Annotated in this window: 21 protein-coding genes; 10 read left to right on the top strand and 11 right to left on the bottom strand. The window is 68.3% G+C overall.

From position 1 onward, the window contains the following. Window positions 1-65: 65 nt before the first annotated feature. The 3 genes from QGN17_RS08490 to QGN17_RS08480 are packed head-to-tail and all read left to right on the top strand — an operon-like array spanning window position 66 to window position 6,851. The gene (locus tag QGN17_RS08490) at window positions 66-2,162 is read left to right on the top strand and encodes a BamA/TamA family outer membrane protein (RefSeq protein ID WP_281044048.1); all 2,097 of its coding nucleotides are present in this window, start codon (window positions 66-68) and stop codon (window positions 2,160-2,162) included. Then, window positions 2,162-6,379, top strand: a complete 4,218-nt coding sequence (locus tag QGN17_RS08485) for a translocation/assembly module TamB domain-containing protein (protein WP_281044047.1) — start codon at window positions 2,162-2,164, stop codon at window positions 6,377-6,379. The genes QGN17_RS08490 and QGN17_RS08485 overlap by 1 nt, the downstream gene beginning before the upstream one ends. A 1-nt stretch (window position 6,380) precedes the next feature. Beyond that, window positions 6,381-6,851, top strand: coding sequence for an NUDIX domain-containing protein (locus QGN17_RS08480; protein ID WP_281044046.1), 471 nt, complete (start codon window positions 6,381-6,383; stop codon window positions 6,849-6,851). 143 nt (window positions 6,852-6,994) lie between these two features. Here the strand turns inward: QGN17_RS08480 and QGN17_RS08475 are convergent, their stop codons facing one another. Beyond that, on the bottom strand, window positions 6,995-7,708 hold the full coding sequence (locus QGN17_RS08475; protein WP_281044045.1) for an endonuclease/exonuclease/phosphatase family protein: 714 nt from the start codon (window positions 7,706-7,708) through the stop codon (window positions 6,995-6,997). Then, the gene (locus tag QGN17_RS08470; RefSeq protein ID WP_281044044.1) at window positions 7,705-8,070 is read right to left on the bottom strand and encodes a CsbD family protein; all 366 of its coding nucleotides are present in this window, start codon (window positions 8,068-8,070) and stop codon (window positions 7,705-7,707) included. The genes QGN17_RS08475 and QGN17_RS08470 overlap by 4 nt, the downstream gene beginning before the upstream one ends. Window positions 8,071-8,170: 100 nt before the next feature. Here QGN17_RS08470 and QGN17_RS08465 point away from each other — a divergent pair, with 100 nt between their 5' ends. After that, a complete protein-coding gene (locus QGN17_RS08465) occupies window positions 8,171-8,512 on the top strand; it encodes a hypothetical protein (RefSeq protein ID WP_281044043.1) in 342 nt (113 codons plus the stop codon). Window positions 8,513-8,631: 119 nt separating this feature from the next. Here the strand turns inward: QGN17_RS08465 and QGN17_RS08460 are convergent, their stop codons facing one another. The 8 genes from QGN17_RS08460 to QGN17_RS08425 all read right to left on the bottom strand — a co-directional run bounded on the left by QGN17_RS08460 (window position 8,632) and on the right by QGN17_RS08425 (window position 19,971). Next, the gene (locus QGN17_RS08460; protein ID WP_281044042.1) at window positions 8,632-10,113 is read right to left on the bottom strand and encodes an ATP-binding protein; all 1,482 of its coding nucleotides are present in this window, start codon (window positions 10,111-10,113) and stop codon (window positions 8,632-8,634) included. 204 nt (window positions 10,114-10,317) lie between these two features. Continuing rightward, complete coding sequence (locus QGN17_RS08455) at window positions 10,318-13,644, bottom strand: autotransporter domain-containing protein (protein WP_281044041.1); 3,327 nt, start codon at window positions 13,642-13,644, stop codon at window positions 10,318-10,320. 156 nt (window positions 13,645-13,800) lie between these two features. Then, a complete protein-coding gene (locus QGN17_RS08450) occupies window positions 13,801-14,673 on the bottom strand; it encodes an RDD family protein (RefSeq protein WP_281044040.1) in 873 nt (290 codons plus the stop codon). Continuing rightward, window positions 14,670-15,728 carry a stage II sporulation protein M gene (locus QGN17_RS08445; RefSeq protein ID WP_281044038.1) on the bottom strand — a complete coding sequence of 353 codons (1,059 nt, stop codon included), beginning with the start codon at window positions 15,726-15,728 and terminating at the stop codon, window positions 14,670-14,672. The genes QGN17_RS08450 and QGN17_RS08445 overlap by 4 nt, the downstream gene beginning before the upstream one ends. Before the next feature lie 148 nt (window positions 15,729-15,876). Further along, window positions 15,877-17,181, bottom strand: coding sequence for a DUF58 domain-containing protein (locus QGN17_RS08440; RefSeq protein WP_281044037.1), 1,305 nt, complete (start codon window positions 17,179-17,181; stop codon window positions 15,877-15,879). Beyond that, on the bottom strand, window positions 17,178-18,134 hold the full coding sequence (locus QGN17_RS08435; RefSeq protein ID WP_281044036.1) for an AAA family ATPase: 957 nt from the start codon (window positions 18,132-18,134) through the stop codon (window positions 17,178-17,180). The genes QGN17_RS08440 and QGN17_RS08435 overlap by 4 nt, the downstream gene beginning before the upstream one ends. After that, window positions 18,131-19,345 (bottom strand): hypothetical protein, encoded by a 1,215-nt coding sequence (locus QGN17_RS08430; RefSeq protein ID WP_281044035.1) that lies wholly within the window; start codon window positions 19,343-19,345, stop codon window positions 18,131-18,133. Before QGN17_RS08430 ends, QGN17_RS08435 begins: the two co-directional genes overlap by 4 nt. Further along, window positions 19,342-19,971 (bottom strand): DUF4129 domain-containing protein, encoded by a 630-nt coding sequence (locus tag QGN17_RS08425; protein WP_281044034.1) that lies wholly within the window; start codon window positions 19,969-19,971, stop codon window positions 19,342-19,344. The genes QGN17_RS08430 and QGN17_RS08425 overlap by 4 nt, the downstream gene beginning before the upstream one ends. A 155-nt stretch (window positions 19,972-20,126) precedes the next feature. Between QGN17_RS08425 and QGN17_RS08420 the strand changes: the two genes are divergently transcribed. The 5 genes from QGN17_RS08420 (at window position 20,127) to QGN17_RS08400 (ending at window position 24,692) form a co-directional block, all read left to right on the top strand. After that, on the top strand, window positions 20,127-20,999 hold the full coding sequence (locus tag QGN17_RS08420) for a hypothetical protein (RefSeq protein WP_281044033.1): 873 nt from the start codon (window positions 20,127-20,129) through the stop codon (window positions 20,997-20,999). A 106-nt stretch (window positions 21,000-21,105) separates the two neighbouring features. Beyond that, entirely contained in the window at window positions 21,106-21,243 is a 138-nt protein-coding gene (locus tag QGN17_RS08415; protein ID WP_281044032.1) for a hypothetical protein, read from the top strand. 105 nt (window positions 21,244-21,348) lie between these two features. Next, on the top strand, window positions 21,349-21,888 hold the full coding sequence (locus tag QGN17_RS08410; RefSeq protein WP_281044031.1) for a sigma-70 family RNA polymerase sigma factor: 540 nt from the start codon (window positions 21,349-21,351) through the stop codon (window positions 21,886-21,888). 6 nt (window positions 21,889-21,894) lie between these two features. Beyond that, a complete protein-coding gene (locus tag QGN17_RS08405; protein ID WP_281044030.1) occupies window positions 21,895-22,536 on the top strand; it encodes a DUF1109 domain-containing protein in 642 nt (213 codons plus the stop codon). A 59-nt stretch (window positions 22,537-22,595) separates the two neighbouring features. Next, window positions 22,596-24,692, top strand: a complete 2,097-nt coding sequence (locus QGN17_RS08400; RefSeq protein ID WP_281044029.1) for a S9 family peptidase — start codon at window positions 22,596-22,598, stop codon at window positions 24,690-24,692. Between the two features lie 88 nt (window positions 24,693-24,780). Here QGN17_RS08400 and QGN17_RS08395 read toward each other — a convergent pair whose 3' ends face one another. Further along, a complete protein-coding gene (locus tag QGN17_RS08395; RefSeq protein ID WP_281044028.1) occupies window positions 24,781-25,200 on the bottom strand; it encodes a hypothetical protein in 420 nt (139 codons plus the stop codon). A gap of 151 nt (window positions 25,201-25,351) precedes the next feature. Between QGN17_RS08395 and QGN17_RS08390 the strand changes: the two genes are divergently transcribed. Then, the gene (locus tag QGN17_RS08390; protein ID WP_281044027.1) at window positions 25,352-26,824 is read left to right on the top strand and encodes a CYTH and CHAD domain-containing protein; all 1,473 of its coding nucleotides are present in this window, start codon (window positions 25,352-25,354) and stop codon (window positions 26,822-26,824) included. Window positions 26,825-26,829 lie beyond the last annotated feature (5 nt).

Here is a 26,829-nt window from a genome sequence, read left to right as displayed (position 1 = left end):
ACCGTTGCTGCGGTGCGACGTTGGCCCAACGGGAGCGACGTGTCGCGTCGATGAAGGGGTATGGGGTGCGTTCAGGGGGTGATTTTCGCGAGCCTGCCGGCACCCCGCTGATCTCTGCCCTGGCATTGGCGCTGGCGATCGCATCGCCCGCATACGCCCGCAAGGATGCGCCGGCTTTCCCCACGGCCCGGTCGCCAGCGGATCAAGCGGTCGATCCTGCCAGCGATCCCTCGTTCAACGCTGCTTTGCCGCCGCTCGACAGCATGGCCGCGCCGCCGGCCACCGTGGCGCCCTCGACGCCGGCCACGCCGCCGGTCGCCAACGATCCCGCGCTCGCCCAGCCGCTGCCGCCGCTCGCCGGCTTCGATCCGACGCCGGACACCAGCAAGGCGGCGGTGCCGACCACCGAGGAAACCCGCATCCGCTACACGATGAAGGTGGAGGGGCTGTCCAAGATCGGGCTGGAGGACGAATTCCGCAGCCTGTCCGAACTCGAGAACGGCAAGAAGAAGGCCGCCAACGCCGCGCAGGTGACGGCGCGCGCCAAGGATGACGAGGCGCTTGCCGGCAAGCTGCTGCGCTCCGAAGGCTATTATGACGGGGTCGCCACTTCTACCGTTGTCGCCGTGCCCAACCAGCCGGGGCAGGTGGTGGCGACGATCAGCGTCACGCCCGGCCCGCGCTACAGCCTCTCCAGCATCGCGATCGCCGGCGCCGAGCCGGAGCCGACCGGCATCGCCACCAAGGCGCTGACCGGTCAGGTGAAGGTCGGCGATCCCATCCGCTCGATCGCAATCACCGGCGGCGAGGCGCAGATCTCGCTCGCGCTGCCCGAGCAGGGCTATCCCTTCGCCAAGCTCGGCGACCGCGACGTGCTGCTCGACGATCAGGCCCACACCGGCGACTATACCCTGCCGCTCACCGCCGGCCCGCGTTCCAGCTTCGGCAAGGTGCGCCCGTCGGGCAAGGGCGCCAAGATCTTCACCGAAAAGCATCTCGCCGTATTCCCGCGCTTCAAGCCGGGCGACCTCTACGACAGCCGCAAGGCCGACGATCTCAGGCAGGCGCTGGTCGCCACCGGCATCTTCTCGACGGTGGCGGTGCAGCCAGTCGATACCGGGGTGAAGGCCCCCGACGGTACCGAGATCACCGATCTGGAGGTCACGCAGGCCAAGGGGCCGTGGCGCAGCTGGGCGGCCGAGGGCGGCTATGGCACCGGCCAGGGCATCAAGGGCGAGGTCACCTGGACCCACCGAAACATGTTCACGCCCGAAGGCGCGCTGATCCTGGGCGTGATCGGCGGCACGCAGGAACAGGGCGCCAACGCCACCTTCCGCCGTTCCAACGCGGGGCAGCGCGACAAGACCTTCCAGATCACCGGCGGCTTCGATCGCTCCAACTACGACGCCTACGACGCCAAGACGATCAACCTCGGCATCAACTGGTCCCGCCAGTCGACGCCGATCTGGCAGAAGGTGTGGACCTACAGCTACGGCGCCGAGCTGGTCGGATCGAACGAGCAGGGCGCGGCGCTCGACGCGACCGGCGACCGGCCGCGCAAGAATTACCTGATCGCCGCCTTGCCGATGCAGGTGCAGTACGATCGCTCGAACGACCTGCTGAACCCGACCAAGGGCTTTCGCGTGCTGGCGCGGGTCAGCCCCGAAGGCTCGATCCACAAGGGCGTGAAGGGCTATGGCCGGCTGACCGGGCAGGTGACCGGCTATGTCCCGATCGGCAGCTCGATCGTGCTGGCGGGGCGCGCGCTGGTCAGCTCGATCGTCGGCGTGAACGACATCGCCGAGATCGCGCCGTCGCGGCGCATCTATGTCGGAGGCGGCGGATCGGTGCGCGGTTTCGGCTACCAGCAGCTCGGCCCCAAGGACGCGCAGAACAATCCGATCGGCGGCCTGTCCTCCACGGAGTTCGCCGCCGAGGTGCGCTACCGCTTCGGCAATTTCGGGATCGTGCCCTTCTTCGACGGCGGACGGCTGGGAGAAAGCTCCACACCCGGCATCTCGGGTATGCGCTACGGCGCGGGCATCGGCGGGCGCTACTACACCAATTTCGGACCGATGCGGCTCGACATCGCGACGCCGATCAACCGGCAGAAGGGTGAATCGAAGATCGCGCTCTACATTTCGATCGGGCAGGCATTCTGATGGCCGAGGAGCCGATGCCCGCCGAGACCGAAACCGTCGTCATCGTCGAGCGCAAGCCGTTGTGGCAGCGGATCGTGGCCGGAGTCGCGGTCGCGCTGGCGGTGCTGCTGGGCCTGATCGTGGCGCTGATCCTCGGGCTGAATACCGGGCCGGGCAAGCGCTTCCTCGCGAGCCAGCTCGGCGCCTACACCACGGCGTCCGGCATCAACATCCATGTCCGCGAGATCGAGGGATCGATCTACAGCCACATGATCCTGCACGGGCTGGAAATCCGCGACCAGCAGGGCGTGTTCATCACCGCGCCGTCGGTCGATATCCAGTGGCACCCCTTTGCCTACATCCACTCCAGGATCGATCTCGACAGCGTGACGGCGGGCGAGATCCGCATGCTGCGCAACCCGGCGCTGAAGCCGGTGCCGAGCGATCCCAATGCGCCGACCATCCCCGATATCGACCTGACGCTGAAGCATCTCCACGTCGATCGCTTCATCCTCGAGCCGCCGGTGACGGGCAAAAGATCGATCGTGAAGATCGACGGCAATGCCGCGATCTCGGACGGTCGCGCGCAATTGCTGGTCGATGCCGACACGATCGCCGCGCCGGGCGTGGCGGGGGGCGACAGGCTCCACGCGCTGATCGACGCGGTGCCGGCGGACAATCGCCTGAAGATCGACGTGAAGCTCAACGCACCGGCCGGTGGTCTCGTCGACAGCTATGGCAAGCTCGGCCGGCCGCTGACGCTCTCGGTCGGCGGGCAAGGCGACTGGCATCTGTGGCAGGGCAAGGCGGCGGCGACGCTGGGCGGCCAGCCGCTGATGGATATCGACTTGACCGGCAAGGACGGCACCTTCCACGCGCTTGGGCAGGTGAAGCCGGCGATCATGCTGACCGGCCCGGCCGCCCGCATGACCTCGCCCGCGATCCGCATTGACGGCACCGTGGCGCTCGACAAGCGGGTGGCGAACACCAATCTCAGCCTCGCCTCGGCGGCGTTCGCGGCGCACGCACAGGGCATCCTCGATTTCGACAAGAGCCGCTTCGGCAATTTCGAAGTCGCCGCGCGGCTGCTTACGCCGGGGGCGATCGCGCCGAACCTCGCGGGCCGCAACGTGCAGGTGCAGGCCACGCTGGACGGCGGCTTCCTCGCGCCCAACATCGCCTACAAGGCATCGGCCGACAGCATCGCCTTCGGCGCCACCGGTATCGACGGGCTGCAGGCGAGCGGCGCCGCGCACACGCAGGCCGACAAGTGGATCGTTCCCATCCACGCCACCGCGCGCCGGGTGACAGGCCTCAACGCGGCGGCCGGCGGCCTCGTCACCAACATCCGGCTCGACGGCGATATCGCTTACGCCAAGCAGCAGGTCTTCTCCGACAACCTGCATCTGCGCTCCGACAAGATCGACGCGACGGCGCTGATCCTCGCCGACCTTTCGACCGGCACCTACACCGGCGCGCTCAAGGGGCGGGTGAACGATTATGATGTGAACGGTCTCGGCCGGATCAATCTCGTCACCGACGCGAAGCTGGTGCCCACCGACAATGGCGGCTTCGGCGTGAAGGGCCATGTCCGCATCGACACGAAGAAGATCACCAACGCCAGCCTCGCCCAGCAGCTCGGCGGCAATGCGGTGATCACGGCGGATGTCGGCTACGATCCGCGCGCAGGCGCCACCATCGGCAATCTCCGCATGGTGGCGCCCGACCTGCGGATCGATCACGGCAGCGGCTCCTACAACCTCACCACCGGCCAGATCCGCGCGCAGGCGAGCGCCTGGTCGCGCACCTATGGCCCCGCGACGATCACGGCGTCCGGCACGATCGCCAATCCGCGCGCCGAGCTGAAGGCCGCACATCCCGGCGTCGGCATTGGCCTCGCAAATCTCGATGCGGTGCTGACCGGATCGGCGGCGGGTTATCGTGTGCAAGCCAAGGGCGGATCGGACTACGGGCCGTTCACCGCCGACGTTCTCATCAAGGCGGGCAAGGGCCCGCTCGCTGTCAACATCAATTCGCTGCTCGTCGCGGGCATCACCGTCCACGGCAATATCGTGCAGACCGCCGCCGGGCCGTTCGCTGGCACGTTGTTCGTCGCCGGATCCGGCCTCAACGGGCAGGTCGCGCTGGCGGCGGCGGGCAAGAACCAGAAGGCCGACGTCAACCTCACCGCCAATCAGGCGAAGCTGCCCGGCAAGGCGCCGGTCACGATCGGCTCCGGCCTGATCCGGGCGAGCGTGCTGGTGCTGCCGGCCGGCCCCTCGATCAACGGTTCGGCCGCTTTCGTCGATGTGCGCAGCGGCTCCCTGCTGGTCCGTTCGGCACGCGCGAAGATCAATTACGCGGGTGGGCGCGGTACGGCGGCGGTCACCGCCAGCGGCACCAGCGGCGTGCCGTTCGACGTCGCGGCGCAGGCCCAGTTCACGCCGGACCGCATCCTCGCCAACCTCAAGGGTTCGGCCAACTCGATCCCGTTCAGCCTCGCACGGCCTGCGGTGCTGACGAAGCAGGGCAAGGACTACGTCCTCCAGCCCGCGACGATCGTCACCAACCAGGGCAGCGTCGATCTGTGGGGCCGCTACGGCGCCACCACCGAGGCGCACGCCAAGCTGAACAATGTCGATATCGGCATCGCGCAGGCCTTCGCGCCCTCGCTCGGCCTGTCGGGCAAGGCGAACGGTACGGTGGACCTCGCCATGCACGGATCGGCGATCCCCGATGCCCGCGCGCGCATCGACATCAGCGGCTTCACGCGGACCGGCGCGCTGGTCATCTCCGATCCGGTCGACATCGCGATCCTCGGCACGCTGGGGCGCGAGGGCAATGCGGTGAACGCGCTGATCCGGCGTGGTGGCGCGAACATCGGCCGCGTGCAGGTGCGCATGGCGGCGGCGTCCGACTTCTCGGGGCTGATGGCCGGGCCGATCTCGGGCGGCATCCGCTACAACGGCCCGGCCGAGGTGCTGTGGACGCTGACCGGCATCGGCGGCCAGACGCTCGCCGGCCCGATCGCGATCGGCGCGGACTTCTCGGGCCGCGTCTCGGCCCCGCAGGTGACGGGCGTGATCAAGGCCAACCAGCTGCGCTACGAGAACACGTCGACCGGCACGACGATCACCAACCTCGCGATCGACGGGCGCTTCACCCAGTCGCAATTCCAGCTCAACAACCTGACCGGCACCGCCGGCAAGGGCACGATCCAGGCTTCCGGCTCGGTCGGCTTCGCGGCGGATAGCGGCTTCCCGATCGATATCACCGCCAAGCTCGACAATGCCCAGCTCGCCCATTCGGACGGGATGAGCGGCACCGCGTCCGGCTCCGTCCACGTCACCAATTCGAAGGCAGCGGGCGGGCTGATCCAGGGCGACATCCGCATCCAGGAAGCGCGCTACAATTACGTGCGCAACGACGCCGCGCAGATCACCGAGCTGACCGGCGTGCGCCGCAAGGGCGACGCCCCGCTCGATCCCAACGCCGCCGCCGCCACGCAGGGGCCGGCGCCGAGCAACTGGAAGCTCGACATCAAGATCCGCGGCGATAACCAGATCTTCGTGTCCGGCATGGGCCTCGAATCCGAATGGAGCACGCGGATGCGGATCGGCGGCACCGTCACCGCGCCGAGTGTCGTGGGCAAGCTGCAGGTGGTACGCGGCACCTACACCTTCGCCAGCCGCCGCCTTGACGTGGCGGACACCAGCACGGTGCAGTTCAACGGCCCGCTGCTCGATCCCGATCTCAACATCACGGCGACCACCACCGTGGAGAGCGTGAACATCGGCATCAACATCGGCGGCACCGGCACGCATCCGCAAATCACCTTCACCTCGACGCCGTCGCTGCCGCAGGACGAGGTGCTGTCGCGGCTGCTGTTCGGCTCCTCGGTGACCTCGCTGTCGCCGATGGAGGCGCTGCAGCTCGCCGCCGCGCTCAATTCGCTGAGGACGGGCGGGGGCGGGGCGGGCGCGCTCGGCAAGCTGCGCGGTGCCACCGGGCTGGACCGGTTGCGCGTGCTCGGCGGTGACGACACGACCGGGCGCGGCACCAGTCTCGCGGCGGGCAAATACATCTCCAAGAACATCTATGTGGAGGTGATCAGCGACGCCAAGGGCTTCACCCAGACCCAGCTGACCATCGCGCTCTCCCGCGCGCTCAGCATCCTGAGCCAGGCGGGCGGCGCGGTCGGCCCCTCGGTGACGCTGAAATATTCCAAGCAATATTGAGATGGCGCTCCACCACCGCCTGATCGGCAAGCTCGCACGCGCCTACTGGATGGTCCGGCGGCCCTCCAGCAAGGGTGTGCGGGCGCTGGTGCTGGACGGCGCGGATCGCGTCGCCCTGGTGAAGCACACCTATCTGCCCGACTGGTATCTGCCGGGCGGCGGCGTCAAGCGGCGCGAGGCGTTAGGCACCGCGCTGGCCCGCGAATTGCGCGAGGAGATCGGCCTACCCGATTTCCGGATGGAGCGTATCCTCGGCATCTATCGTAACGGCAGCGAGTATAAGGACGATCACGTCGCCATCTTCGTGGTGCGCACGCTGACGCCGGCCGCCGAGATCCGCGCGGCAGACGGGTTCGAGATCGAGGCGGCGCAATGGTTCGCGCTGGATGCGTTGCCGGCGGACATCTCGCCAGCCTCGCTGCGCCGGATCGAAGAGTGGAGAAGGGGCGAAACCGGGCTGGGCGACTGGTAAAACCTCATCCTCCCCATCGAATATGGGGAGGGGACCATGCGAAGCATGGGGGAGGGCTGCCGTCGCAGACGGCGAGCCAAGCCTGCCGCCCCTCCACAGCCTTCGGCGGTCCTCTCCCCACGCTTCGCGCAGGGAGGATGAGCCTACCGCAGCCCCACCGTCGCCCAGATCGGCAGATGGTCGCTCGCGCGTCTTGCCAGCGAAGAGTGGTGGGTGCCCGCATCCATCACCGCGAGATCGGGGGTGGTCATGATCCGGTCGAGCCGGGCGATCGGGCGGCTGGCGTGAAAGCTGGGGCCGGTCGGCGCGAACTGGAAGGCGCTCATGAAATCCTTGAGGCAGCCGGCCGATCCCCATTCGTTGAGATCGCCCATAAGCACCGCCGGGATATGACCGTCGCAATCCGCAACATGATCGATCACCGCGCGCGCCTGCTTGCGGCGCCACAGGCCTGAGAGATCGAGGTGCATGCCGACCACGCGGAAGGTGAGTCCATCGAGCGCGATGTCGGCCATCACCGCGCCGCGCGGCTCCAGCACGGGAAGGACGAGCGCGCGGTGGTTCAGGATTTCCGCCTCGCGTCGCACGAGGATGGCATTGCCGTGCCAGCCCATGCCGCCGGGGCGGATCTCGTAGGGCACCGCCTTGTAAGGCGTTTCCCGCGCGATCGCCTCGAACGGCAGAGCGCTCAGGCGGGCGCCCAGTCGCCGGTCGGCCTCCTGCAGGCAGACGATATCGGCGCCGATCTCGTTCAGCACGGACAGGATACGCTCCGGGCGGCGCTGCCTGTCCGTGCCGACGGCCTTGCGGATATTGTAGCTGGCGACCTTGATCGAGGCCCTGGGCGCGGCGCTCATTCGCCGGTCTTGCGGCCCCCGCGACGGCTCCACGCGAACCAGCCGAGCGCGAGGCCGGCGACGCCCGCCGCCACCGCCGCGACCAGCACATTGTTGTCGCCGGTCGCGCGCGCCATCACTGCCGAACCGCGGCGCGCATAATCGCGGCCCGTGTCGATCGCGGTCTTGGCGGCGGCGGGGGCGTCGTCGACGATGTCCTTCACCTTGTCACGGACCTTGCCGTAGCCGTCCTGCACGGTGCCGAGCGCCTGGTTGAGGTAGCCCTTCGCCTCCAGCTGATCGTCGTTGATCGCCTTGCCGGCGACCTCCTGCACGGTGCCGACGGTTTTCTTGGCGGTGCCCTTGATCTCGTCCTCGTTCATGGTCTGTGTCTCCTGAAGGGTTTAGCCTATCGGCATAATGAACGCCCGAATCGCGCGACGGGTTCGCATGAAATGGTTCGGTTGCGAAAGGAGATTGGAAATGCGTGCGTTGATCGGTGGCCTGATCGGGTTGGTTCTCACCGCGCCGGCAGTGGCTGCGGTGCCGCAATGGGCAAACCCGTTCAACCAGAAGCTGATGGCGCTGGGGCTGGCCGACCGCAACGGCGCGCTCCGCCGTGCGATCACCAACAGCGACGAGAAATGCGGGCGGCTCTCCAAGAGCGCCTATCGCGGGCCGCACGGCAATCTCGGCTTCTGGGTGGCGCACTGCCAGCCGGGTGGCGATTTTGCGATCTTCACCGGGCCGGACGGCAGCGTGCAGGTGCGCCAGTGCGGCGACATGAAGGCGCTGAAGCTGCCCGAGTGTGGAAAGCTGGATTAAACCTTCCTGTATTGATCCGTTCGTCCTGAGCGTAGTCGAAGGACGTGCTGCAAGTGTGGTGCGTGTGGCACGCACTTCGACTTCGCTCAGTGCGAGCGGGTTTTAGCGCGCGATGTGGATCAGGCTTCCGCCGTCGCCTTCTCCGACACAGCCGTCGTCCAGCCCAGCGCGGGGAGCGCGATTGCCCGTCCGCCGCGCAGGTCGATGCGGATGACGATCGCGCCCTGCTGTTCGAGAAACCCTAGAAGGCGCTTCGCCCGGCCGGTCGAATGCGTGCCGTAGACGCGGGCGATCTCCATGTCGGAGGGACAGATCGCGCGCTCCAGCGCGGCGCGGGCGAGGAGCAGGAATACGCCGCGTGCATCCTCCGGCAGCGCCTCGGCTTCGCGGGCGGCGTCGGCCATCGGGTCGCCCTCCACGATCGCCTCGTAAAGCCCGGCGCGGGCCAGCGACAGGCGGGTACGGAAGCCGGCAAGGTCGAGGCCGGAATCGGCAAGGCCGCGCATCCGGCAGCGCACGCCGAAATCCTGAAACAGCACGGCGGCCGGGCGGAAGCTCTCGCCCTCGTCAGCGACGATTTCGGCGAGGCAGGCGGCTACGATCGCGTCGCGCTCTTCGGGCGATTTTTCGGGTCTCGCCTCGTCGGCCGGATTGGTGGCGGGCGCCTCGATCGATCGGAGCAGCTGCTCCATGCTCGGGCGCGGTGGAGGCGGGGGAGCGGGCGCCGGCATCGGCAGATCCAGTTCCGTCGGCCGCTCGAAGAGCTGCGCACGCGCTTCGTCGTCGGGCACGACCGGCAGCGGCATCAATTTGGGCGAGGACGAGCGCGCCTGCGTCTCCACCTCGCCGATCTTGATCGGCAGCGGGCGCCGCGACAGCGCCGGGCCGAGCGCGATGAAGTGGCCGCGCGCGAGATCGCGGAACTGCTCGGCCTGCCGCCGCTCCAGCCCCAGCAGATCGGCGGCGCGCGCCATGTCGATGTCGAGGAAGGTGCGGCCCATCAGGAAATTGCTGGCCTCTGCGGCGACGTTCTTGGCGAGCTTGGCGAGGCGCTGTGTGGCGATCACCCCGGCAAGGCCGCGCTTGCGGCCGCGGCACATCAGGTTGGTCATCGCGCCGAGCGAGAGGCGCCGCACCTCGTCCGACACCTCGCCGGCCACAGAAGGGGCGAAGAGCTGCGCTTCGTCCACCACCACCAGCGCCGGATACCAATGTTCGCGCGGGGCATCGAACAGGGTCGAGAGAAAGGTGGCGGCGGCGCGCATCTGGCCTTCGACCTCCAGCCCCTCGAGCGTCAGCACCACCGAGACGCGCTGCTCGCGGATGCGCAGGGCAAGGCGGCGCAGCTCGATCTCGCTGTGCGCGCCGCCATCGACCACGACATGGCCGAAGCGATCTGACAGGGTGACGAAATCGCCCTCGGGATCGACGATCACCTGCTGCACCCACTTGGCCGATCCTTCGAGCAGGCGGCGCAGCAGGTGCGACTTACCGGACCCGCTATTGCCCTGAACGAGCAATCGGGTGGCGAGCAGTTCCTCCAGATCCATGGGGGCGACGGCGCCGTCCGGCGCGGTGCCCATGTCGACGGCAACGGTCATGCCGGCCGTTCTAGGGAGCGGGGGCGGCGAGGCCAAGCGAGTCGGGCCGAACCATCCCCAGAAAAGAAAAGCCCCCTCCCTGAAAGGAAGGGGGTTGGGGGTGGGTGGAGGCGTGCGTGACTTGGATCTCGTCCCCCTTGGTTCCCGTACCGAGACCCAAGACCCACCCCTCGATCCCCTCCCTTTCAAGGGAGGGGGAGAGTCTTAGAAGTGGAAGGTCACCGAGCCGCGATAGACCTGGTAGCTCAGATCCTGCCGGCCGAAGACCGTGTCGGCCGAGACGCCGATATCCGTCGAGCCGCTCACGAGAGTAAGGCCGCCGCCGACCTCGCCCCAATTCTGGTCGCGACCGAACGAGCCGAAGTCGGCATAGCCGAGGCCCGCGCCCTGGGCTTCGGTGAAGCGGGCGAGGACGTCCGCGCTGCTCTTCTTGAAGTCGTGGACGAAGGCGGCGTCCACGTGCGGGTGGATATTGCCGCCCATGTCCATCGCGATGTTGCCGCCGATGCGCGCCTGCAGGCTGTTGAAGCTCCGCGTGGCGTAGGTGAGCGAGCCGACGCCGCCGCTCTCCTGTCCGCCCTCGAACTGGAGGTGGCTGCTGCGGAACGAGGCCATCGGCGTCAGCGTGAAGCCGGCGGTCTTGATGTCGTAGCCGAGCGCCAGCTCGCCCGAGATGATCGGGCTGTTCTCTTCGTTGTGCAGCTTGGCGGTGACGTCGCCCAGCGTGAACTGGCGGCGCGTCTTGATGTTGAGCAGGCCGCCGGTGACGGTGGCGTTGACGAAGGCGCCGTTGCCGAAGCTGTAGGTGCCGTAGGCGGCGAGCTGGAACATGTTGCTACGCGCCCGCTCGGAGAGAACCGTATCGCCCTTGCCGTGCGAGTAGCTGGCCGAGACGCCGGTGATGGTCCGCTCGTCGATCTGCTTTTCGATGCCGCCCGCGACGTACCAGCCCGACAGATCATCCTTCTTGCCGGTGATCAGGTTCGGCAGCGGCCGCGACGAACCGTCCAGATAGCCGCCCGCCAGATAGGCGCTGACGCCTTCCGGCAGCTTGACCGAGGTCTGCCGCGGATTGGTCGGCGCCTGGATCAGGCCGGATGCGACATCCTGCGCGGTCTGGTAGCCGGTGCGGACCACGCCGAGCGGATTGCCCAGCACCGCGAGCTGCTCGGTAGCACCACCGCTGCGCAGCAGACTCAGGCGATCGCGGTAGAATTTGGCGATCGCCTCGTCCTGCATCCGCGTCAGGCCCACCTCGGTCTGCTGGGCGAACGGCCCGGCCGCCTCCAGCGATGCCTTCAGCGGATCGAGCGCCATCACGTCGGTCTGGTCGTAGAAAGCCTGGACGAGCGACCCGCCCGCGCGGCTGTGATCGAGCAGCTTGGCATAGGCATCCTGAACCGGCGAGCCGCTCACGACGCTGCTGTAGGGCCGCGCGCGGATCTGTACCGACAGCGTGTCCGCCGTCTGGGTGACGACCGGGTAGAGGATCGCGGACAGTTCGGTGACCGCCGCGAACTGGTCCTGCAGGCCGCCCGTGGCGGAGATCAGCGTGTAGGTGCGGTTCGGGTCGTAGTGATAGCCCTTGGCCGGCGCGAGCGCGAGGATGCCGCCGAGCGCGCCGACGCCGGTCACCGAATCCTCGACCGTGGGATCGATGAACGGATTGGCGGTGATCACCAGCTTGTCGGCAGTGGTCGCACCGATATCCATGTAGGTGCGGGTGCCTGACGTCATGATGAGGTTGCCGCCGACCGTCAGCGTGCCGATCGTGCCGAGACGACCCGGCGCGATCGCACCGAGCATCGAGATCACGTCGGGCGCGACGACGGTGCCGTTGCCCTGGAGCAGACCGCCGGCCAGATAATATTCGCCGATCGAGACGTAGCCGCCGTCAACCGTCATGATGCCGGCCGTCTGGGTGGTGTCGATCAGCGTGCCGAGATTGGCGTCGGCGGCGATCGTCAGGCCGGAATTGGCGCCCGAGAGCGTCAGGCGATCGATGATGATGTCCGCGCCGGACAACGTGGTGGTGCCGTCGGCCGAGAGCGTGACGTCGTAATAGCGCGCCGGGTGGGCGGAGGTGCCGTCGCCGTCCGTATCGTTGGGCACGAAGCCCGACGAGCCGGGCGCACCCTGCACGACCTCGCCGCCGACCGTCGCCGATCCTTCCGCCGGCGGATCGCCGACCGGATCGAGATCGGCGGTGGCGCTGTGCGTGCCGTCGATGTTGGCGATGCCGGATTGCGCGGCGTGCGTCGCGTCGTCCAGCGAGATCTTGGCGCTGCCCTTGTCGTTCGACTTCGCCGAAGCGCCGGCCGATGCCGTGTCGTTCTGCGAGATGTCGACGCAACTGTCGTAATAGCAGACGTTGCCGAATTTCGGGCTGGTGCCGTCGATGCCGGCGGCCGGCGTGGTCGGCAGGCCGTTCACGAGCTGGCCGTCGGCACCGATCACCTGGTAGACCGGATCGAGGTTGATCACCCAGTGGTTGGGATCGGTCCAGCTGCCGTCACCCGCCTTGGCGGAGACGTACTTGTACGGGTTGTTGGCGACGATCCAGTCCCAGAACAGGTAGAGCGGCTGGTAGAAGCTGGTCGTCCCGTAGCCGGCGCGCGGGCCGACCGGATAATAATAGTCGCTGCCGCCCGAAAGGACGCCCGCGATCACCGGCTTGGCGAATGCCTGGTCGATGATCAGCGGGCCACCGGAGTCGCCCGGCGCGGTGATGCCCTCCTTCGTCAACGCGCTGTCGCCGAAGATGTTGAAATCGAACGGGCTGGCGCCGGGGGTGCCGTACTTGGGATCGTTGAAGTCGATCTGGTAGAGATTCTGCGGCAGGCCGTCGGGCACGCCGAACAGCGCGCCGTCGACGTCGTCGAGCGAACCCAGCACGCTCACCATGTTCTCGGCGACGCGGCGCTTGAAATCGAGGCCCTGCTGGCCGGTAGTGCCAGTGCCGTTGTCGCCGTAGCCGGTGATGGTGGCGTGGGTCGGGCCGTCGAGCGGGCTGAACAGCAGGTCGTGGGTCGGCACGCCGGAAACGGGCGTGTCGAACGCGATCATCGCGACGTCGCCCTGCAGGAAGTTGTTGTCCGGCCCGAGATCCAGCGAGTGCTGGTTATAGACGACGTAGCTGCCGTTGTAGAAATAGTCGGACTGGATGGTCTGGAAGCCGGCGGCGAACCAGTCGCGGACTGACGGCAGGTTGTCCGCCTGGAAGCCGACGCCGATCGCCGTGCCCCCATGGCCGGAGCCATAGGAAGAAGCCGGCGCGTCGTTGACGCAGTGCGCGGCGAGGATCACGGTGCGCGGGTTGATCAGGGTCGCGGTGCAGAGGCCGACATAGCCATCGCCCTGATCGGTCACCATCTGGCCGACGCCGGTGATGTTGTTGGGATCGACGACATCGCCCGGCGTGTAGCCGTCGTTGATCACGACCGCGCTGGCGGGAGCCGCTGCGAGCGCCGCGCCGAGCGCCACAATAGCCGTCGCCCCGAGCGCCGCCCGGCGAGCCTTGCCGATACCCATGTCGTTCAGTCCCCTTGCTTTTTCGCCATCCCTCAATGGCATCCGGGCAGGTTGGCCGCAGTGGAGGCACGGGTCAACCCGCCGCGAAGTCGATAAACTGAACGATGGATGTATGATGTTGCAAGAAAGCCGCAACGTTTTGAAAGTGCGTCTCGATCACGTCCGATCGTGCTTGTCGGCGCGCCGCTTGCCGAACAGCAGCTTCTGCTCCAGTCGCCCGCGCAGCGCCGCATAATAGGCCTGGAGGAAGGCGAGATCGCGCTCCCCGCCGTCGTCGCTCCAATGCTGGCGACCGATCCGTTGGCAGATCGTGAGGGTGACGGTGGCGACGGCCGGTGCGTGCGCCTGGCGGATCACCTGCTCCAGCGTCTCCAGCTCGAAAACGCCATAGGCATCCAGTTCGGCGTCGGTGAATTCGGTTTCCTCGGCGTGGGCGGACAGTTCGGGCAGCAGTGGCCGTTTGGGCACGCGGATCACCCAGGTGCCGGCCAGCAGGTCGCCCGCGCGCAGGCGGTCGCGGTTCATCAGCGGCAGGAACAGGAAGATCGCCGTCCATCCGAGGCCGAAGAGTACGATCAGCGTGTCGTAGCCCTGCGTCGCCAGCGTCTGGATCATCAGCGTGATCGGCAGGAACGCCTCCACCTCGCGCAGCGCGTTGCGGGCGATCACCGAGTCGAGGGTCAGCCGCCCGCCATGGCGCGCGATGACCCTGAGGCCGAGCGCGCGCTTGCCGGGCGTCTGCCCCCTCGGCCGCGCCTCGAACCAGGTGAAGTAGAAGTTGCGCAGCAGGAACAGGCCGATCGTCCAGAGCAGGATCGCCGCGCGATCGGTCGCCCGGCCGGGGACCGCCTTCGCGACGAAGAACAGGAAGATGGTCACCGCGATGATCGATCCGAACAGGATCAGGATATCGAGCAGGAAGGCGCCCGCGCGCTGCCCCGCATCGGCGAGTTCCAGCGGCAGCGGCACGCCCTCGGGCGTCACCAGCATCCGGACGCGCTTCGTCTCCCTGGGGATCCGCGCGCTCATGGCCGGCGCCCCGCCGGTCCGTAGAAATAAGCGAGCCACAGTGCCAGCATCGTGCCGCCGATCAGGAAGCGTAGCCATTCGGTGGTGACGAGCTGGCGCACGAAGCCTTCGAGCAGGGCGGCGACGAACAGCATCACGACGACGCCGGCCATGACGGTGCCGGCCTGCTTGCCCGCCGCCGCCATGCCGTCCATCCGCGACAGGCGGCCGGGGAAGGCGACCGCCCAACCGATGCGGATGCCCGCCGCGCCCGCCAGCACGATCGCGAACAATTCGGTGGTGCCGTGGACGAACAGCCAGCCGGTCAGTTCGCCCGCAATCCCGTGGTTCGCGTAGAGCGCGAGGAATGCCCCGAGCGTCAGGCCGTTCATCAGGATCAGGATCGTGCTCGGCACCGCCATCAGGAAACCGAAGGCGAAGCAGAGCAGCGCGACCTTGGCGTTGTTGGTGAACAGGAAGCCGGCGAGCAGTTCCAGCCCGTCGGTACCACCCTTGTAGAGCACGTCGCGCAGTTGCTGGGTCGACGAATCCGGTGTGCGCCCCTGCGACATGCCGCCAGCCAGCGCCATGAACCAGCCGGAATCGGCGCGCACCAGCAGGTAGCCGGCGAGCGTGCCGGCGGCGAGCAGCAGCAGCGAGGCGAGCGTCTCCTTCCACAGCGCCAGCACGGCGGCGGGCCAGTCGTGGCGGAAGAATTGCCGCACGCGCGGGCCGATCCGGCCGCGCACGCCGTAGAGGAAGAAATAGGCGCGGGTGGACAGCCCCTCCAGATAATCGATCAGCGCGCGATCGAGCGACGTCTCGCGCGCCACCGCCAGCGCGGACACGGTGGCCCGGTAGAGGGTGGGCAGCGCCAGCAGTTCCTCGTCGGTCAGCGCCGCGGCGGAGCGGCGCTCGGCGCGGCCGAGCAACTCCTCCAGCCGCCGCCAGTCGCCCTCGCGCTCGGCGCGGAATTTGGCGGAGGGGAGCGGATCGAGCCGGCGCGTGGTGGGCGGGCGCTCGTCGTCGGGCAGATGCGCATCGCGCTTGCGGCGGAAAGGCAGCGAGATGGCCATCAGTACCGGCCCTCCGATCCGCTTGCCCCAAAAACCTCGTTCGTCCTGAGCCTGTCGAAGGACGGGCCACGGAGGAAAGCGCTTGCTGTCCGTCCTTCGACTTCGCTCAGGACGAACGGATCGCGAGGGGCAAGGGAGAGGTCGCCCATCACACCACCCCCTGCCGCTTGAGGCCAAGATACGCCTCGACCAGCGCCGTGCCCGCCGTGTCATGGCGCGCCTCGACGATATGCACGCCCATTCGCTTCAGCCGCGCGGCAACGATCGCGCGTTCGCGCAGCAGGGCCTGCGCGGCGACGGCGCGGGTGACGTCCTCCGGCTCGGTCGGTTCGGCGGCGGCGAGGTTTTCCAGTTCCTCGTCGCGGTAGATCAGGAACATCAGCAGGTGGCGTGCAAGCAAAGGCGCGCAGGCGCGGACCATCAGCTCGGCGCTGGTCGGATCGGTGAACTCGGTGAACAGGACGATCAGCGTCCGCCGGTCGAGCTTCTGCGCGATGCGGGTGAGACCGAGCGTGTGGTTCGCCTCTCGCGTTCCGTAGTCGATACCCGCCGCAAGCCTCTGCAATGTCGGGAAGCTGTGGATACCGAGCGAGATGGCGGACGAGACGATCGGCTGTTCGGCATAGGCGAACAGGCCGACACGATCGTCGAGCTTCAGCGCCACATAGGCCGCCAGCAGCGCGGCGGTGACGGCGCGATCGACGCGGGGCACGCCGCCCAGCGGCTCGGCCATGGCGCGGCCGGCGTCGATCGCCAGCAGGATCTGGTTGTTGCGCTCGATCTGCCAGTCCTTGGCAAGCAGGGTGGCGTGGCGGGCGGACTGCTTCCAGTCGATCGCGCGGCGGTCCATGCCGGCCTGCCACTGGACGAGCGACTGGAATTCGGAGCCGGTGCCGATCTCGCGCCGGGCCGTCTCGCCGGTGATCGCCTGCTGGATGAGCAATTGGCTGTCCTCGCGCACCGGGCGGAGGTCCGGCGTGATCAGCACGGCATGGTCGCGGTCATCGCGGCGCTGGTTCCAGATCAGGCCGAGCGGCCCCTTCCAGCGCAGCCACAGCGCCGAAATATGGCCGGTGCCACGCCGTATCGTGTCGAGCGCGATCGGCGTGCCTCCGTCGCCATCCAGATCGCGGCGAACACCGTCGGGAGCGGCAAGGCGATCGTCGATGTCGATCGCCGACTGGACGCGGGTGCGCGCGGAAAGGCGCAGCGTCGCCTCGATCCGGCTGCCGACCGACGCACTGCCCGGCACGGAAAGGTCGGCGGTGACCTTGGCTCGGCCCGGCGCCAGCATCGCGTCGGCGGCGAGCAGCAGAGCGACCAGCAGCATCCACGCGAAGCCGATCGTCCAGAGCGCGGGTGCGACCACGCCGACGATCAGCGCCACCGGGGCGCCCGCCGCCATCAGCAGCACCGCGCGCGCGGTAGGATAGAGGCCGCCGCCGGATCTCATCGCGGGGCGACGGTCTCGGCGATCAGGGTGGCGACCACCTCCTCGGGCTTGCGGCCGTCGATCTCGGCGGTGGGCGAGAGCGCGATGCGGTGGCGGAGCACGGCGGGGGCGAGCGCGCGCACGTCGTCCGGCACCACATAGTCGCGGCCGGAGAGCGCGGCGGCGGCACGGGCGGCGCCGGCCAGCATCGCGGCGGCGCGCGGCGAGGCGCCGGCGGTGAGTTCGACACTGGTGCGCGTCGCGCGGATCAGGCGGACGATGTAGGCGACCACCTCGTCCACCAATGTCACCGTCGAGACCGCCTCCAGCGCCGCGCCGATCGCTGCGCTATCCGCTTGCTGCGTCACGCCCCAGCGTGTCGGCGAGGGCGTGCCGCGATCCTTGCCATGGCCGGCGACGATGCGGATTTCCTCGGCCTCGTCGGGATAATCGACCAGCAGCTTGAAGAGGAAGCGATCGAGCTGCGCTTCGGGCAGCGGATAGACGCCCTGATTCTCGATCGGGTTCTGCGTGGCCACCACCATGAAACGGTCGGAGAGCGGGTGCGAAACACCGTCGAGCGTGACGGAGCGCTCCTGCATCGCCTCCAGCAAAGCGGCTTGCGTCTTGGGCGGCGCGCGGTTGATCTCGTCGGAGAGCAGCAGGTCGCAGAAGACCGGGCCGCGAATGTGGCTGAAGCTGCTGGTCTGGAAGTTGAAGACGTTGGAGCCGGTGATGTCGCCCGGCATCAGATCCGGCGTGAACTGGATGCGCTTGAAATCGAGGCCCAGGGTCGCGGCGAAGCATTGCGCGAGAAAGGTCTTGGCGGTGCCCGGTGGCCCTTCCAGCAGCACGTGCCCGCCCGAGAAGAGCGCGATCAGCAGGTGACGCACCGTCGCTTCCTGGCCGACCACCGCCTTGCCGATCTCGCCGGCGATGCGCTCGCCCAAGCCTTTGACTTCATCGAGCGTCATCGTGTGCGGTTCCTTCTCCAGCGGTACAGCGCGCGCGCCGCACTCAGCAATTGGTCACGGTCCTCGGCCGTCTCGGCCTGCCAGGCGAGGGTGGCGTAGGGGGGATCGCCCTCGGCCTTGCCCGAGCGATCAAGATACTGGTCCAGCGCCTCGCCCGAGAGGCGGGCCGGCGCGTGCGTCGCCTGCGCGGTCAGGTCGCGGGTGAGCGAGGCGTAGGCCGCGCCGACGCGATGCTCTTTGCGCGCGGCGCGGAACAGCATCGCGGCATTGTCGACCAGCGTGCGCTTGCCCATCGCGATCGCCCGCCCGGCTGCCGCCGGCGCGCCGAAGCGGATCGCGCCGTGCAGCCCGGCGAGGAAACCCGCCGCGACGATGATCAGCGTCACCGGCAGGAACGGCGGCTCGAACACCGATTGCAGCGGATGCTTGGCGTTCTTCGATGCGCCGAAGCCGTTGAGCGTCAGGTCGAAGGCGATTTCGTTGGTGGTGGCGAGGTCGTCGATGATCCGCCAGCCCTGCCGCGCTGTCCACGGATCGGCGAGGCCCTGGTTGTTGATGAGGTCGGGATCGGCCAGCACGTAGACCGGGCGATGCTCCAGCTGCGCCAGGATCACCCGGCCGTCCGCATCGAGCAGCATGGGCACGAAGCCGCTACCGGTCAGGCGCTGCTGCTCGTCGATCCGGCCGACCTTGGCGTGGGCCATGCGCGGCGTGCCGCCCGGAGCGGCGGGGGCCGCCTTGAAGGGTGTCTGCTCGACCAGCAGCTTCGGCGCGTATTTCTCCAGCCCGTAAAGGCCGCCGCACGGGCAGATCATCTCGATCCGCTGCGACCAGTCCTGCCGGCCGGGCAGCGGAAGCGTCCACCATTTGGGCAGCACGATCAGGGTCGGCGCATCGCCGCGCGCGGTCAGCAGCTTGACGAGCGATTTCGCGTCGCTGTCGATCTCGGGCGTGACGATCAGCAGATCGCGCGTCGCAAGGTCGCCCTCGTCGCGCACGATGAGCGAGTGCGCGCCGACCGCGTCGGTCAGCTCGACGAGGCCGGCATAGCCGTTGCCCGATGTGGAGAGCGCGTGGCCCCGCCCGTCATGCCCGCTCTTGAACTGCGGGGCGAAGGCGATAAGCAGCAGGAAGCCGGCAAAGGCCACCACCGCCACCGCGATGATGATGAACACGGTGCGCGACCGGAAGGGCGCCTGTTCCACGCTCATCGCCAGTTCCCCGCCAGCGCGAAGTCGGCATAGGCGCCGCGCGCACGCGTCCACGCCTCGGCCGTGGCGCCGCGATCGGCGAACAGGCTGATCTCCACCACGTTGGCGATCGAGGCGAAGGCGGGGCGGGCGGATGGCGGTATCTCGGGCGTCGCGGCCAGATCGCGGCTGGTGGTGGCGGGGCGGACGAGGCCCGGTCGCCGCTTCATGATGTCCTCCACCGATCGCAGCAGGATCAGCCGCGCGGCCTCCGCATAGCGACCGGCGGCGGCGAGCGCGTCGGCCTCCTCCAGCAGCGCGCGCGCGGGCGCGGCGTCAGGGCGCCATTCCGGCTCTTCGGCGACCTCCTCCGTCGTCCGGCGCCACGGCCAGCGCAGGTCCACGAACTGGCTCACGATCATATAGAGGATGAACAGGCCGATCCCGCCGAGCGTGATCCAGGTCAGCACCTTCAGCACCGGCCAGGCATGGTGCAGCCATTGCGCCAGCGCGCGCATCCATTCGGGCGTATGGGGCTTCGGCGCCTGCGGCAGCGCGAACTGGATGCGCGAATCGGCGAGCAGGTGCGCGTGCGCCTTCGCGAAGGCGTCTCCACCCTTGGCCACCGGACCCGTCGCTGGTGTCACGCCCGTCTACACCCCCTGCCTGCCCCCAGGCTGATGCGAGCCTATAGGTTTCCAATTCGTTCGCAAGGCAAGAAAAGGGGCTGGACAGATCGTTGCGACCGGAGAAGCATGAGGCGGGGGGATAATCTCGGGGGCGAGACATGGCGTCTTTAATTATGCTTTTACTGTTCGTGGCCGGCCCGCTGGTGGTGCTGGGGATCTGGCTGTGGCTGCGTTCGCGGCGTGATCCGGTCGCGCTGGTCGAGCCGCTCGAGATCGGGCGGGTCTTCTCCTCGGGCTTCCGCGTGTTCGGATCGGACGGATGGCCGGTGGTGGCGCTGGCCGCCGTGTTCGTCGGGCTTCCGCAGATCCTGTCGGTGGCTGTCACCAAGCCGATGATGCTGGCGCGATCGCAGGAACTGGCCGCCGCCAGCCCCGGCGACCCGTTCGCGCTGTTCAAGGCAATGGCGACCGTGCCCTTCATGATCGGCATGGTGATCGGCTTCGCGCTGATGATGGTCTTCTACGTGGCATCGACCATCTATCTGGTGTCCCGCTACGAGGGCGCGCCGGTAACGATCGGCGAGGCGCTGGCGCGATCTCCCGCCCGAGCGGCGATCGCGTTCGGCGCGCTGATCGTTGCGGTCATCGGCATCGGCATCGGCTGGATGCTGTTTCTGCTGCCGGGCATCATCCTGAGCTTGAACTGGATGCTGCTGGTTCCGGTTATCTCCTGCGAGGATGCCGGTTTCTTCGGCAGCTTTGCGCGCAGCAGGTCTCTGGCGGTCGGGTCGCGGGGGCGTATTTTCGTGCTTTTCCTGCTCTACATCGTCGCGGTCATCCTGCTCTCGATACCGGGCGGTGCGCTGGGCGGCGCCCTGACCGGCCGACCGGCCGCGACGCCGGGCCTGTTCGGCTCGATCTGGACCGTCGTGCTGGGGGTCGTGCTCGCCGCGTTCCAGACCGGCTTCTTCGCCGGCCTGTATGTCGAGTTGCGCCGCATCCGCGACGGCATGGCCAGGCCCGCATTGTCGGACGTGTTCGCCTGAACATTTCAGCGGCGACGTGATGTGGCGAGGCTGCACATGGCTGGAAACATCCTCCGGCCATTCTCGTCGGCCGCCCCGTTCCGGGCGGCTAGCAGGAGATTTGCCGATGAAGACCCTTCGCATCGCCACCGCCTTCGCTCTTGTGGCTTCCTTCGGTGTCGCTGCCGCCGCGCAGGCGCATCCGCATCATCGCGTGTGCCACACCACCTGGGTGCATCATCACAAGGTCACGCGTTGCCGCTGATGTAACCGGATCGCCGCTGCCGCCGAACGACCGGATATGGCAGCGGCGCATCCTTTCCGATATTCCGTCCGCGCGACCGGGGATCCCGGCCGCGCGGGAGCGGGCATGGCCGACGAGCAAGCCGATCAGTGGGGGGCGTGGATGGCGGCTGCGCAGGCCGGCCATGGCGGCGCCTATCGCCGGCTGCTCGGCGACATCCGCATCTGGCTGCTGCGCTATTTCGCGCGCCGCCTGCCGCCGGGGCAGGTGGAGGACGCGGTGCAGGAAACCCTGATCGCGATCCACGAAAAGCGCCACACCTACGATCCGGCGCGCCCGTTCCGCCCGTGGCTGGCGGCGGTGGCGCGCTACAAGTGGATCGACCGGCTGCGCGCCATGGGGCGCGAGCGGGGCGACGAACTGCCCGACACGATCGGCGTCGAGGGCCATGAGAGCGAGGTGACCAGCGCCATCCTGCTCCGCGATCTGATCGATCGGCTGAAGCCCGCGCAGCAGCAGGCGATCCGTCTGGTGAAGCTCGACGGATTCAGCGTCGAGGAAGCCTCGGCACAAACAGGCCAGTCGCCCTCCCTGATCAAGGTGAACATCCATCGCGGGCTGAAGCAACTCGCCGCGATCGTGCGGGACACGTCCGATGAAGAGTAAGCGGCGATGACGAGTGAGCGGCTGCTCGACGAACTGGCCTCGGGCCTCACCCCGGTGCGCTCGCGCAGCGCCATGCGCGATGGCATGGCGATCGCAGGGCTGGCGGCGATCGAGCTTGTCCTCTTCCTGATGATGGGCCTCCATCGGCCCGATCTGCCGCACGCCATGGGGCAGATGTCCTTCTGGTGGAAGCTCGTCAGTCTCGGCCTGCTGGCGGGCGTTGCGGTGGTGACGGCGGTCCGTTCGTTCGATCCGTCGGTGTCGCCGATGAAGGGCCTGCGCTGGGCGGCGTGGCTCGGCGGCGTCGCGCTGCTCACCGGCTGGGGGATCGACACGACGCATCACGCCGACGCGCCGCTGCTGGCCCGGCTCGACTGGCAGGCGGGCGTGGCCTGCCTCGGCTCGATGGTGATGCTGTCGTTGCCGCTGCTGATCGCGCTGACCGTGCTGATGCGCCGCGGCGCACCGACCGACCGTCGCGAGAGCGCGCTGGCGGCGGGGCTGGGTGCCGCCGCCTGGGGGGCATTCGTCTTCTTCTTTCGCTGCGGGCATGACGATCCGCTCTACATCGTGTTCTGGTACGGATCGGGCTGCGTACTGATCGCGTTCGCTGGCCGGGCGCTGCTGCCGCTGGTGACGCGCTGGTAGCTTGCGATCGCCGTCGCCGGGCCTAGTCTCGCCCGGACACGACGAAAGGGGCGATCGACATGGCGGCTCGGGCATGGGTGATGGGTGCGGTGCTGCTGGCGGGCGTCGCGGCGCCGGCGATCGCGAGGCCGACGCTGTCCGACATCCTCGGCTACAGCTTCATCGACACACTGGTCTCGGCCGATCATGCCGATCGCATCGCTTGGGTGGAGGAGGTGAACGGCGTGCGCAACGTCTGGGCCGCCGCCGGGCCGGGCTTCGCCGCGCATCCGGTCACGCATTACACGGCCGATGATGGGCAGGAGATCACCCAGCTCCATTTCGATCACGCGGCGGACACCATCGTCTTCGTGCGCGGCGGCGATCACGATGCGAACTGGCCGGCGGAAGGCGATCTCGCGCCCGATCCGGCCAGCACCGCCACCGAGGACAAGGTGGGGATCTACGCTGTCCCCTTCGCCGGCGGAGAGCCGCGCCTGCTCGCCGAGGGCGACGAGCCGGACGTTTCGGCGAAGGGCATCGTCGCCTTCGTGAAGGAGCATCAGCTCTGGTCCGTCCCGCTCGACGGATCGGCCAAGCCGGCGAAGCTGCTGTTCGATCGCGGCAAGGATAGCCAGCCGCTCTGGTCGCCCGACGGGGGCCGGCTCGCCTTCGTCTCCGGGCGTGGCGATCACAGCTTCATCACCGTCTACAAGGATGCGGCGACGCCGCTCACCTATCTCGCGCCATCGACCGGGCGTGACGGTGATCCGGTCTGGTCGCCGGACGGCACGCGCATCGCGTTCAGCCGCCAGCCCGGAGACGGCGGCGCGCCCGAGCCGCTGCTGACCCGCGTGCCGCATCCTTTCGCGATCTGGACGGCCGATGTCGCCACCGGCGAGGGCAAGCGGGCATGGGCCAGCCCTGTGACGCTCGACGGCTCCTATCCACAAGGCGGCGACGGCCTCGGCCTGCGCTGGATGGCGGGCGGCACGCTGGCCTTCCTGACGACGCTCGACGGGTGGGAGCATCTCTATGCGCTGCCGACGGATGGCGGCACGCCGAAGCTGCTGACGCCGGGCAGGTTCATGGTCGAGCATGTCTCGGCCAGCCGCGACCGCAAGACGCTCTATTATGCGGCGAATACAGGCGCCGCGAAGGACGACGAGGATCGCCGGCACGCTTTCCGGGTCGGGCTTTCCGGCGGGCCGGTCGCGTTGAGCGGCGGCGCCGGCATTGAGACCTCGCCGGTCGCGGCCGGCTCCGGCGTGGCGCTGGTTTCGGCGGATGCGACCCATCCGCAGGCGGTGGCGCTGGTCGATGGCAAGGCGCTGAAACCGCTCCACGTTGCGGTGCCGGCCTATCCGGCGGCCGCGCTTGTCACGCCGAAGCTGGTGAGCTGGGCGGCGCCCGACGGCCTGTCGATCCAGGGCCAGCTCTTCGAGCCGCCGGGGCCGAAGAAGAAGCGCCCCGCCGTGATCTTCGTGCATGGCGGCCCGCCGCGCCAGATGCTGCTCGGCTGGCACTATATGGGTTATTATTCCAACGCTTACGCGCTGAACCAGTATCTGGCGAGCCGGGGCTTCGTCGTGCTGTCGGTGAATTACCGGTTGAGCGTGGGCTATGGCCGCGCCTTCGAGCAGCCCGACCATGCGGGGCCGGCCGGCGGATCGGAATATCAGGACGTGCTGGCCGGCGCCCGCTGGCTCCAGCAGCAGCCGGGTGTCGATCCGGCGCGGATCGGCATCTGGGGCGGCTCCTATGGCGGCTATCTCACCGGCATGGCGCTGTCCCGCAATTCGGACGTGTTCAAGGCGGGATCGGACCTGCACGGCGTCCACGACTGGTCTCGCGACGTGGCCGAGGAAACGCAGCCGGCGAAGCGCTACGAACAGGGCGATTGGCAGCAATTCCTGAAGGTTGCGTTCGAATCCTCACCCGATGCTCAGATCGCCGGCTGGCGCTCGCCGGTGCTGCTGATCCAGGGCGACGACGATCGCAACGTGCGCTTCGACCAGACGGTCGACCTTGCGGGGCGGCTCACTCAGGCGGGCGTGCCGTTCGAGGAGCTGGTGCTGCCCAACGAGATCCACGGCTTCCTGCGCCACGACAGCTGGTTGAAGGCCGACGCCGCGACCGCGCGATTCCTGACCGAGAAGCTGGGGCCGATGGAGTGAGATGAAGCCGTCATCGCGAGGCGCGTAGCGCCGTGGCGATCCATTCTGGCGGGTAGATTGCCTCGCTACGCTCGCAATGACGAAAAGGTCAGTTGGTCGCGACCCTGTCGATCAGCGTATCGATCTGGTCGCGCGCCTGCGGGGTATAGCCCTTGGCGCCGCCGACGCGGGGAAGCTGATCGGCGATATGCTGGTTGCGCTGGGCGGCCAGCGTGTCGATCTGGTGGACGTTGAGGCCGTATTGCCGCCCGTCGGCGGGTTGCAGGCCAAGCGGATCGCTCCAGCGTTCCAGTTCGGGGAAGCGGCTGCGGAATTCCAGTTCGTAGCGCAGGCGACGGACTTCCTGCTCCTTGGCGAGAATCTGGGCGTCGAGCGCGCGGTTCTGACTGCTCCACGAGGCGGTGTGCAGCGAGAAGAGATAGCCGGCGACGCCCCCGATCGACAGGACCGCCACACCGCCCAGCGCCGCGAGCACGGCAAGGCCCTGACCCATGGGCGGGATGCGCATGTGCGCGGAAGGGGACGGAATCCAAGCCATCGCGGCGTAACCTGCTCCTGTCATCCTGAACCCCGGATGAGCCGGAACGTCGGATGCGACGATCGGTTTCCCTGGCCGGCATGATGCGGCTAGGATGTCGTCGAACCGGAGTGGGCGCCGCATGGTGATCGAACCTCTCGAAGTCGAGCTGAAACTGGAGATCGATCCGGCTGATGCGGAGCGGCTGGCCGACGCGCCCGTGCTGGCGGGGCTGTCGGGCAAGCGGCAGGAGCTGCTCTCCACCTATTTCGACACGCCGGACGAGGATCTCCGCCGCAAGGGCTTCGGCCTGCGCATCCGCCGCAAGACAGGCAGGCGCATCCAGACCGTGAAGGCGGAGGGCGAGGGCGCCGCCGGGCTGTTCGTGCGTCCCGAATGGGAATGCGAGGTCAAGGGCGACCGGCCGGTGCTGGATGCCTCGGCCGGCCCGCTGGCCGAACTGTTCGCGGCCGATGTGCTGGAAATGCTGGCGCCCCTGTTCGAGACGCGCGTGACGCGCACCGTGTTCGAGCCGGAGATGGAGGGCGCGGCGATCGAACTCGCGCTCGACATCGGCGAAGCGGCCGCCGGTCCGCATCGGGCTGCGCTGAGCGAGATCGAGCTGGAACTGAAATCGGGTGATCCGCGCGTGCTGTTCGATCTCGCCCGGCGACTGGACGAGCATGTGCCGCTGCGCCTCGGCGTCCGCTCCAAGTCCGAAACGGGTTACGGCCTCACCGGCGATGCGAAGCGCGGCGCGGCCAAGGCCGAACCGGTCGTGCTCGATCGCGAAGGGGACGCGCGCGACGCCTTCGCTGCGATCGCGCACAGCTGCATCCGCCAGTTCCGCCTGAACGAGCGCGGCGTGATGGAGAAAGGCGGGGCGGGATCAGTCCATCAGGCCCGCGTCGGGCTGCGGCGGCTGCGTTCCGCCTTCTCGCTGTTCAAGCCGCTGCTGGAAGGGGACGATCGCGCCGCCCTGCTCAAGCTGGAGCTGAAATGGCTCGCCGCCGAACTGGGCGAGGTGCGCAACCTCGACGTGCTGATCCCGCGCATGCCGGAGAATGTGCGCGGCCAGCTTGAGACTGCACGCGGGCAGGCACTGGAACATGTGCGTGTCTCGCTCGCCTCGGCGCGCACCCGGCTGCTGATGATCGACCTCGCCGAGTGGCTGGCGATCGGGCGATGGCGGGTCGATCCGCGAGACACGGCGCTCGCCGCGCGGGCGGCTCCGGATTTCGCCGCCGATATTCTCGATCGCCATCGCCGCAAGCTCAAGAAACGCGGCAAGGGCCTCGCGAAGCTCGACGACGCGCACCGGCACGAGGTCCGCATCGAGGGCAAGAAGATGCGCTACGCCGCCGAATTCTTCGGCTCGCTCTATCCGGGCAGGAAGGCGCGGCGGCGGCACAAGGATTTCGTTTCGAGGATCGGGGATCTGCAGGACGTGCTGGGCGAACTGAACGATCTCGTCACCGGCCCGCAGGTGCTCGCCGCGCTCGGCATCGAGGAGGCCCTGCCCGTGCCCGGCAAGCGCGAACGACGCCGGATGCTGGAGGGGGCGGAGGACGCGCTCGACACACTGCTTGACGTGAAGCGCTTCTGGCGGGCCTAAAGCGC

The organism is Sphingomonas oryzagri, assembly GCF_029906645.1.
Taxonomy (GTDB): Bacteria; Pseudomonadota; Alphaproteobacteria; order Sphingomonadales; family Sphingomonadaceae; genus Solisphingomonas; species Solisphingomonas oryzagri.
Note: the sequence above shows the minus strand (reverse complement) of the source record. Positions and strands in the feature narration are given on the sequence as shown.

Bases quoted from the DNA above. Each gene is read 5' to 3' on its own strand.
- QGN17_RS08485 (WP_281044047.1), top strand. From the start codon at position 2,162: ATGGCCGAGGAGCCGATGCCCGCCGAGACCGAAACCGTCGTCATCGTC.
- QGN17_RS08480 (WP_281044046.1), top strand. From the start codon at position 6,381: ATGGCGCTCCACCACCGCCTGATCGGCAAGCTCGCACGCGCCTACTGG.
- QGN17_RS08475 (WP_281044045.1), bottom strand. From the start codon at position 7,708: ATGAGCGCCGCGCCCAGGGCCTCGATCAAGGTCGCCAGCTACAATATC.
- QGN17_RS08470 (WP_281044044.1), bottom strand. From the start codon at position 8,070: ATGAACGAGGACGAGATCAAGGGCACCGCCAAGAAAACCGTCGGCACC.
- QGN17_RS08465 (WP_281044043.1), top strand. From the start codon at position 8,171: ATGCGTGCGTTGATCGGTGGCCTGATCGGGTTGGTTCTCACCGCGCCG.
- QGN17_RS08460 (WP_281044042.1), bottom strand. From the start codon at position 10,113: ATGACCGTTGCCGTCGACATGGGCACCGCGCCGGACGGCGCCGTCGCC.
- QGN17_RS08455 (WP_281044041.1), bottom strand. From the start codon at position 13,644: ATGGGTATCGGCAAGGCTCGCCGGGCGGCGCTCGGGGCGACGGCTATT.
- QGN17_RS08450 (WP_281044040.1), bottom strand. From the start codon at position 14,673: ATGAGCGCGCGGATCCCCAGGGAGACGAAGCGCGTCCGGATGCTGGTG.
- QGN17_RS08445 (WP_281044038.1), bottom strand. From the start codon at position 15,728: ATGGCCATCTCGCTGCCTTTCCGCCGCAAGCGCGATGCGCATCTGCCC.
- QGN17_RS08440 (WP_281044037.1), bottom strand. From the start codon at position 17,181: ATGAGATCCGGCGGCGGCCTCTATCCTACCGCGCGCGCGGTGCTGCTG.
- QGN17_RS08435 (WP_281044036.1), bottom strand. From the start codon at position 18,134: ATGACGCTCGATGAAGTCAAAGGCTTGGGCGAGCGCATCGCCGGCGAG.
- QGN17_RS08430 (WP_281044035.1), bottom strand. From the start codon at position 19,345: ATGAGCGTGGAACAGGCGCCCTTCCGGTCGCGCACCGTGTTCATCATC.
- QGN17_RS08420 (WP_281044033.1), top strand. From the start codon at position 20,127: ATGCTTTTACTGTTCGTGGCCGGCCCGCTGGTGGTGCTGGGGATCTGG.
- QGN17_RS08415 (WP_281044032.1), top strand. From the start codon at position 21,106: ATGAAGACCCTTCGCATCGCCACCGCCTTCGCTCTTGTGGCTTCCTTC.
- QGN17_RS08410 (WP_281044031.1), top strand. From the start codon at position 21,349: ATGGCCGACGAGCAAGCCGATCAGTGGGGGGCGTGGATGGCGGCTGCG.
- QGN17_RS08405 (WP_281044030.1), top strand. From the start codon at position 21,895: ATGACGAGTGAGCGGCTGCTCGACGAACTGGCCTCGGGCCTCACCCCG.
- QGN17_RS08400 (WP_281044029.1), top strand. From the start codon at position 22,596: ATGGCGGCTCGGGCATGGGTGATGGGTGCGGTGCTGCTGGCGGGCGTC.
- QGN17_RS08395 (WP_281044028.1), bottom strand. From the start codon at position 25,200: ATGCGCATCCCGCCCATGGGTCAGGGCCTTGCCGTGCTCGCGGCGCTG.
- QGN17_RS08390 (WP_281044027.1), top strand. From the start codon at position 25,352: ATGGTGATCGAACCTCTCGAAGTCGAGCTGAAACTGGAGATCGATCCG.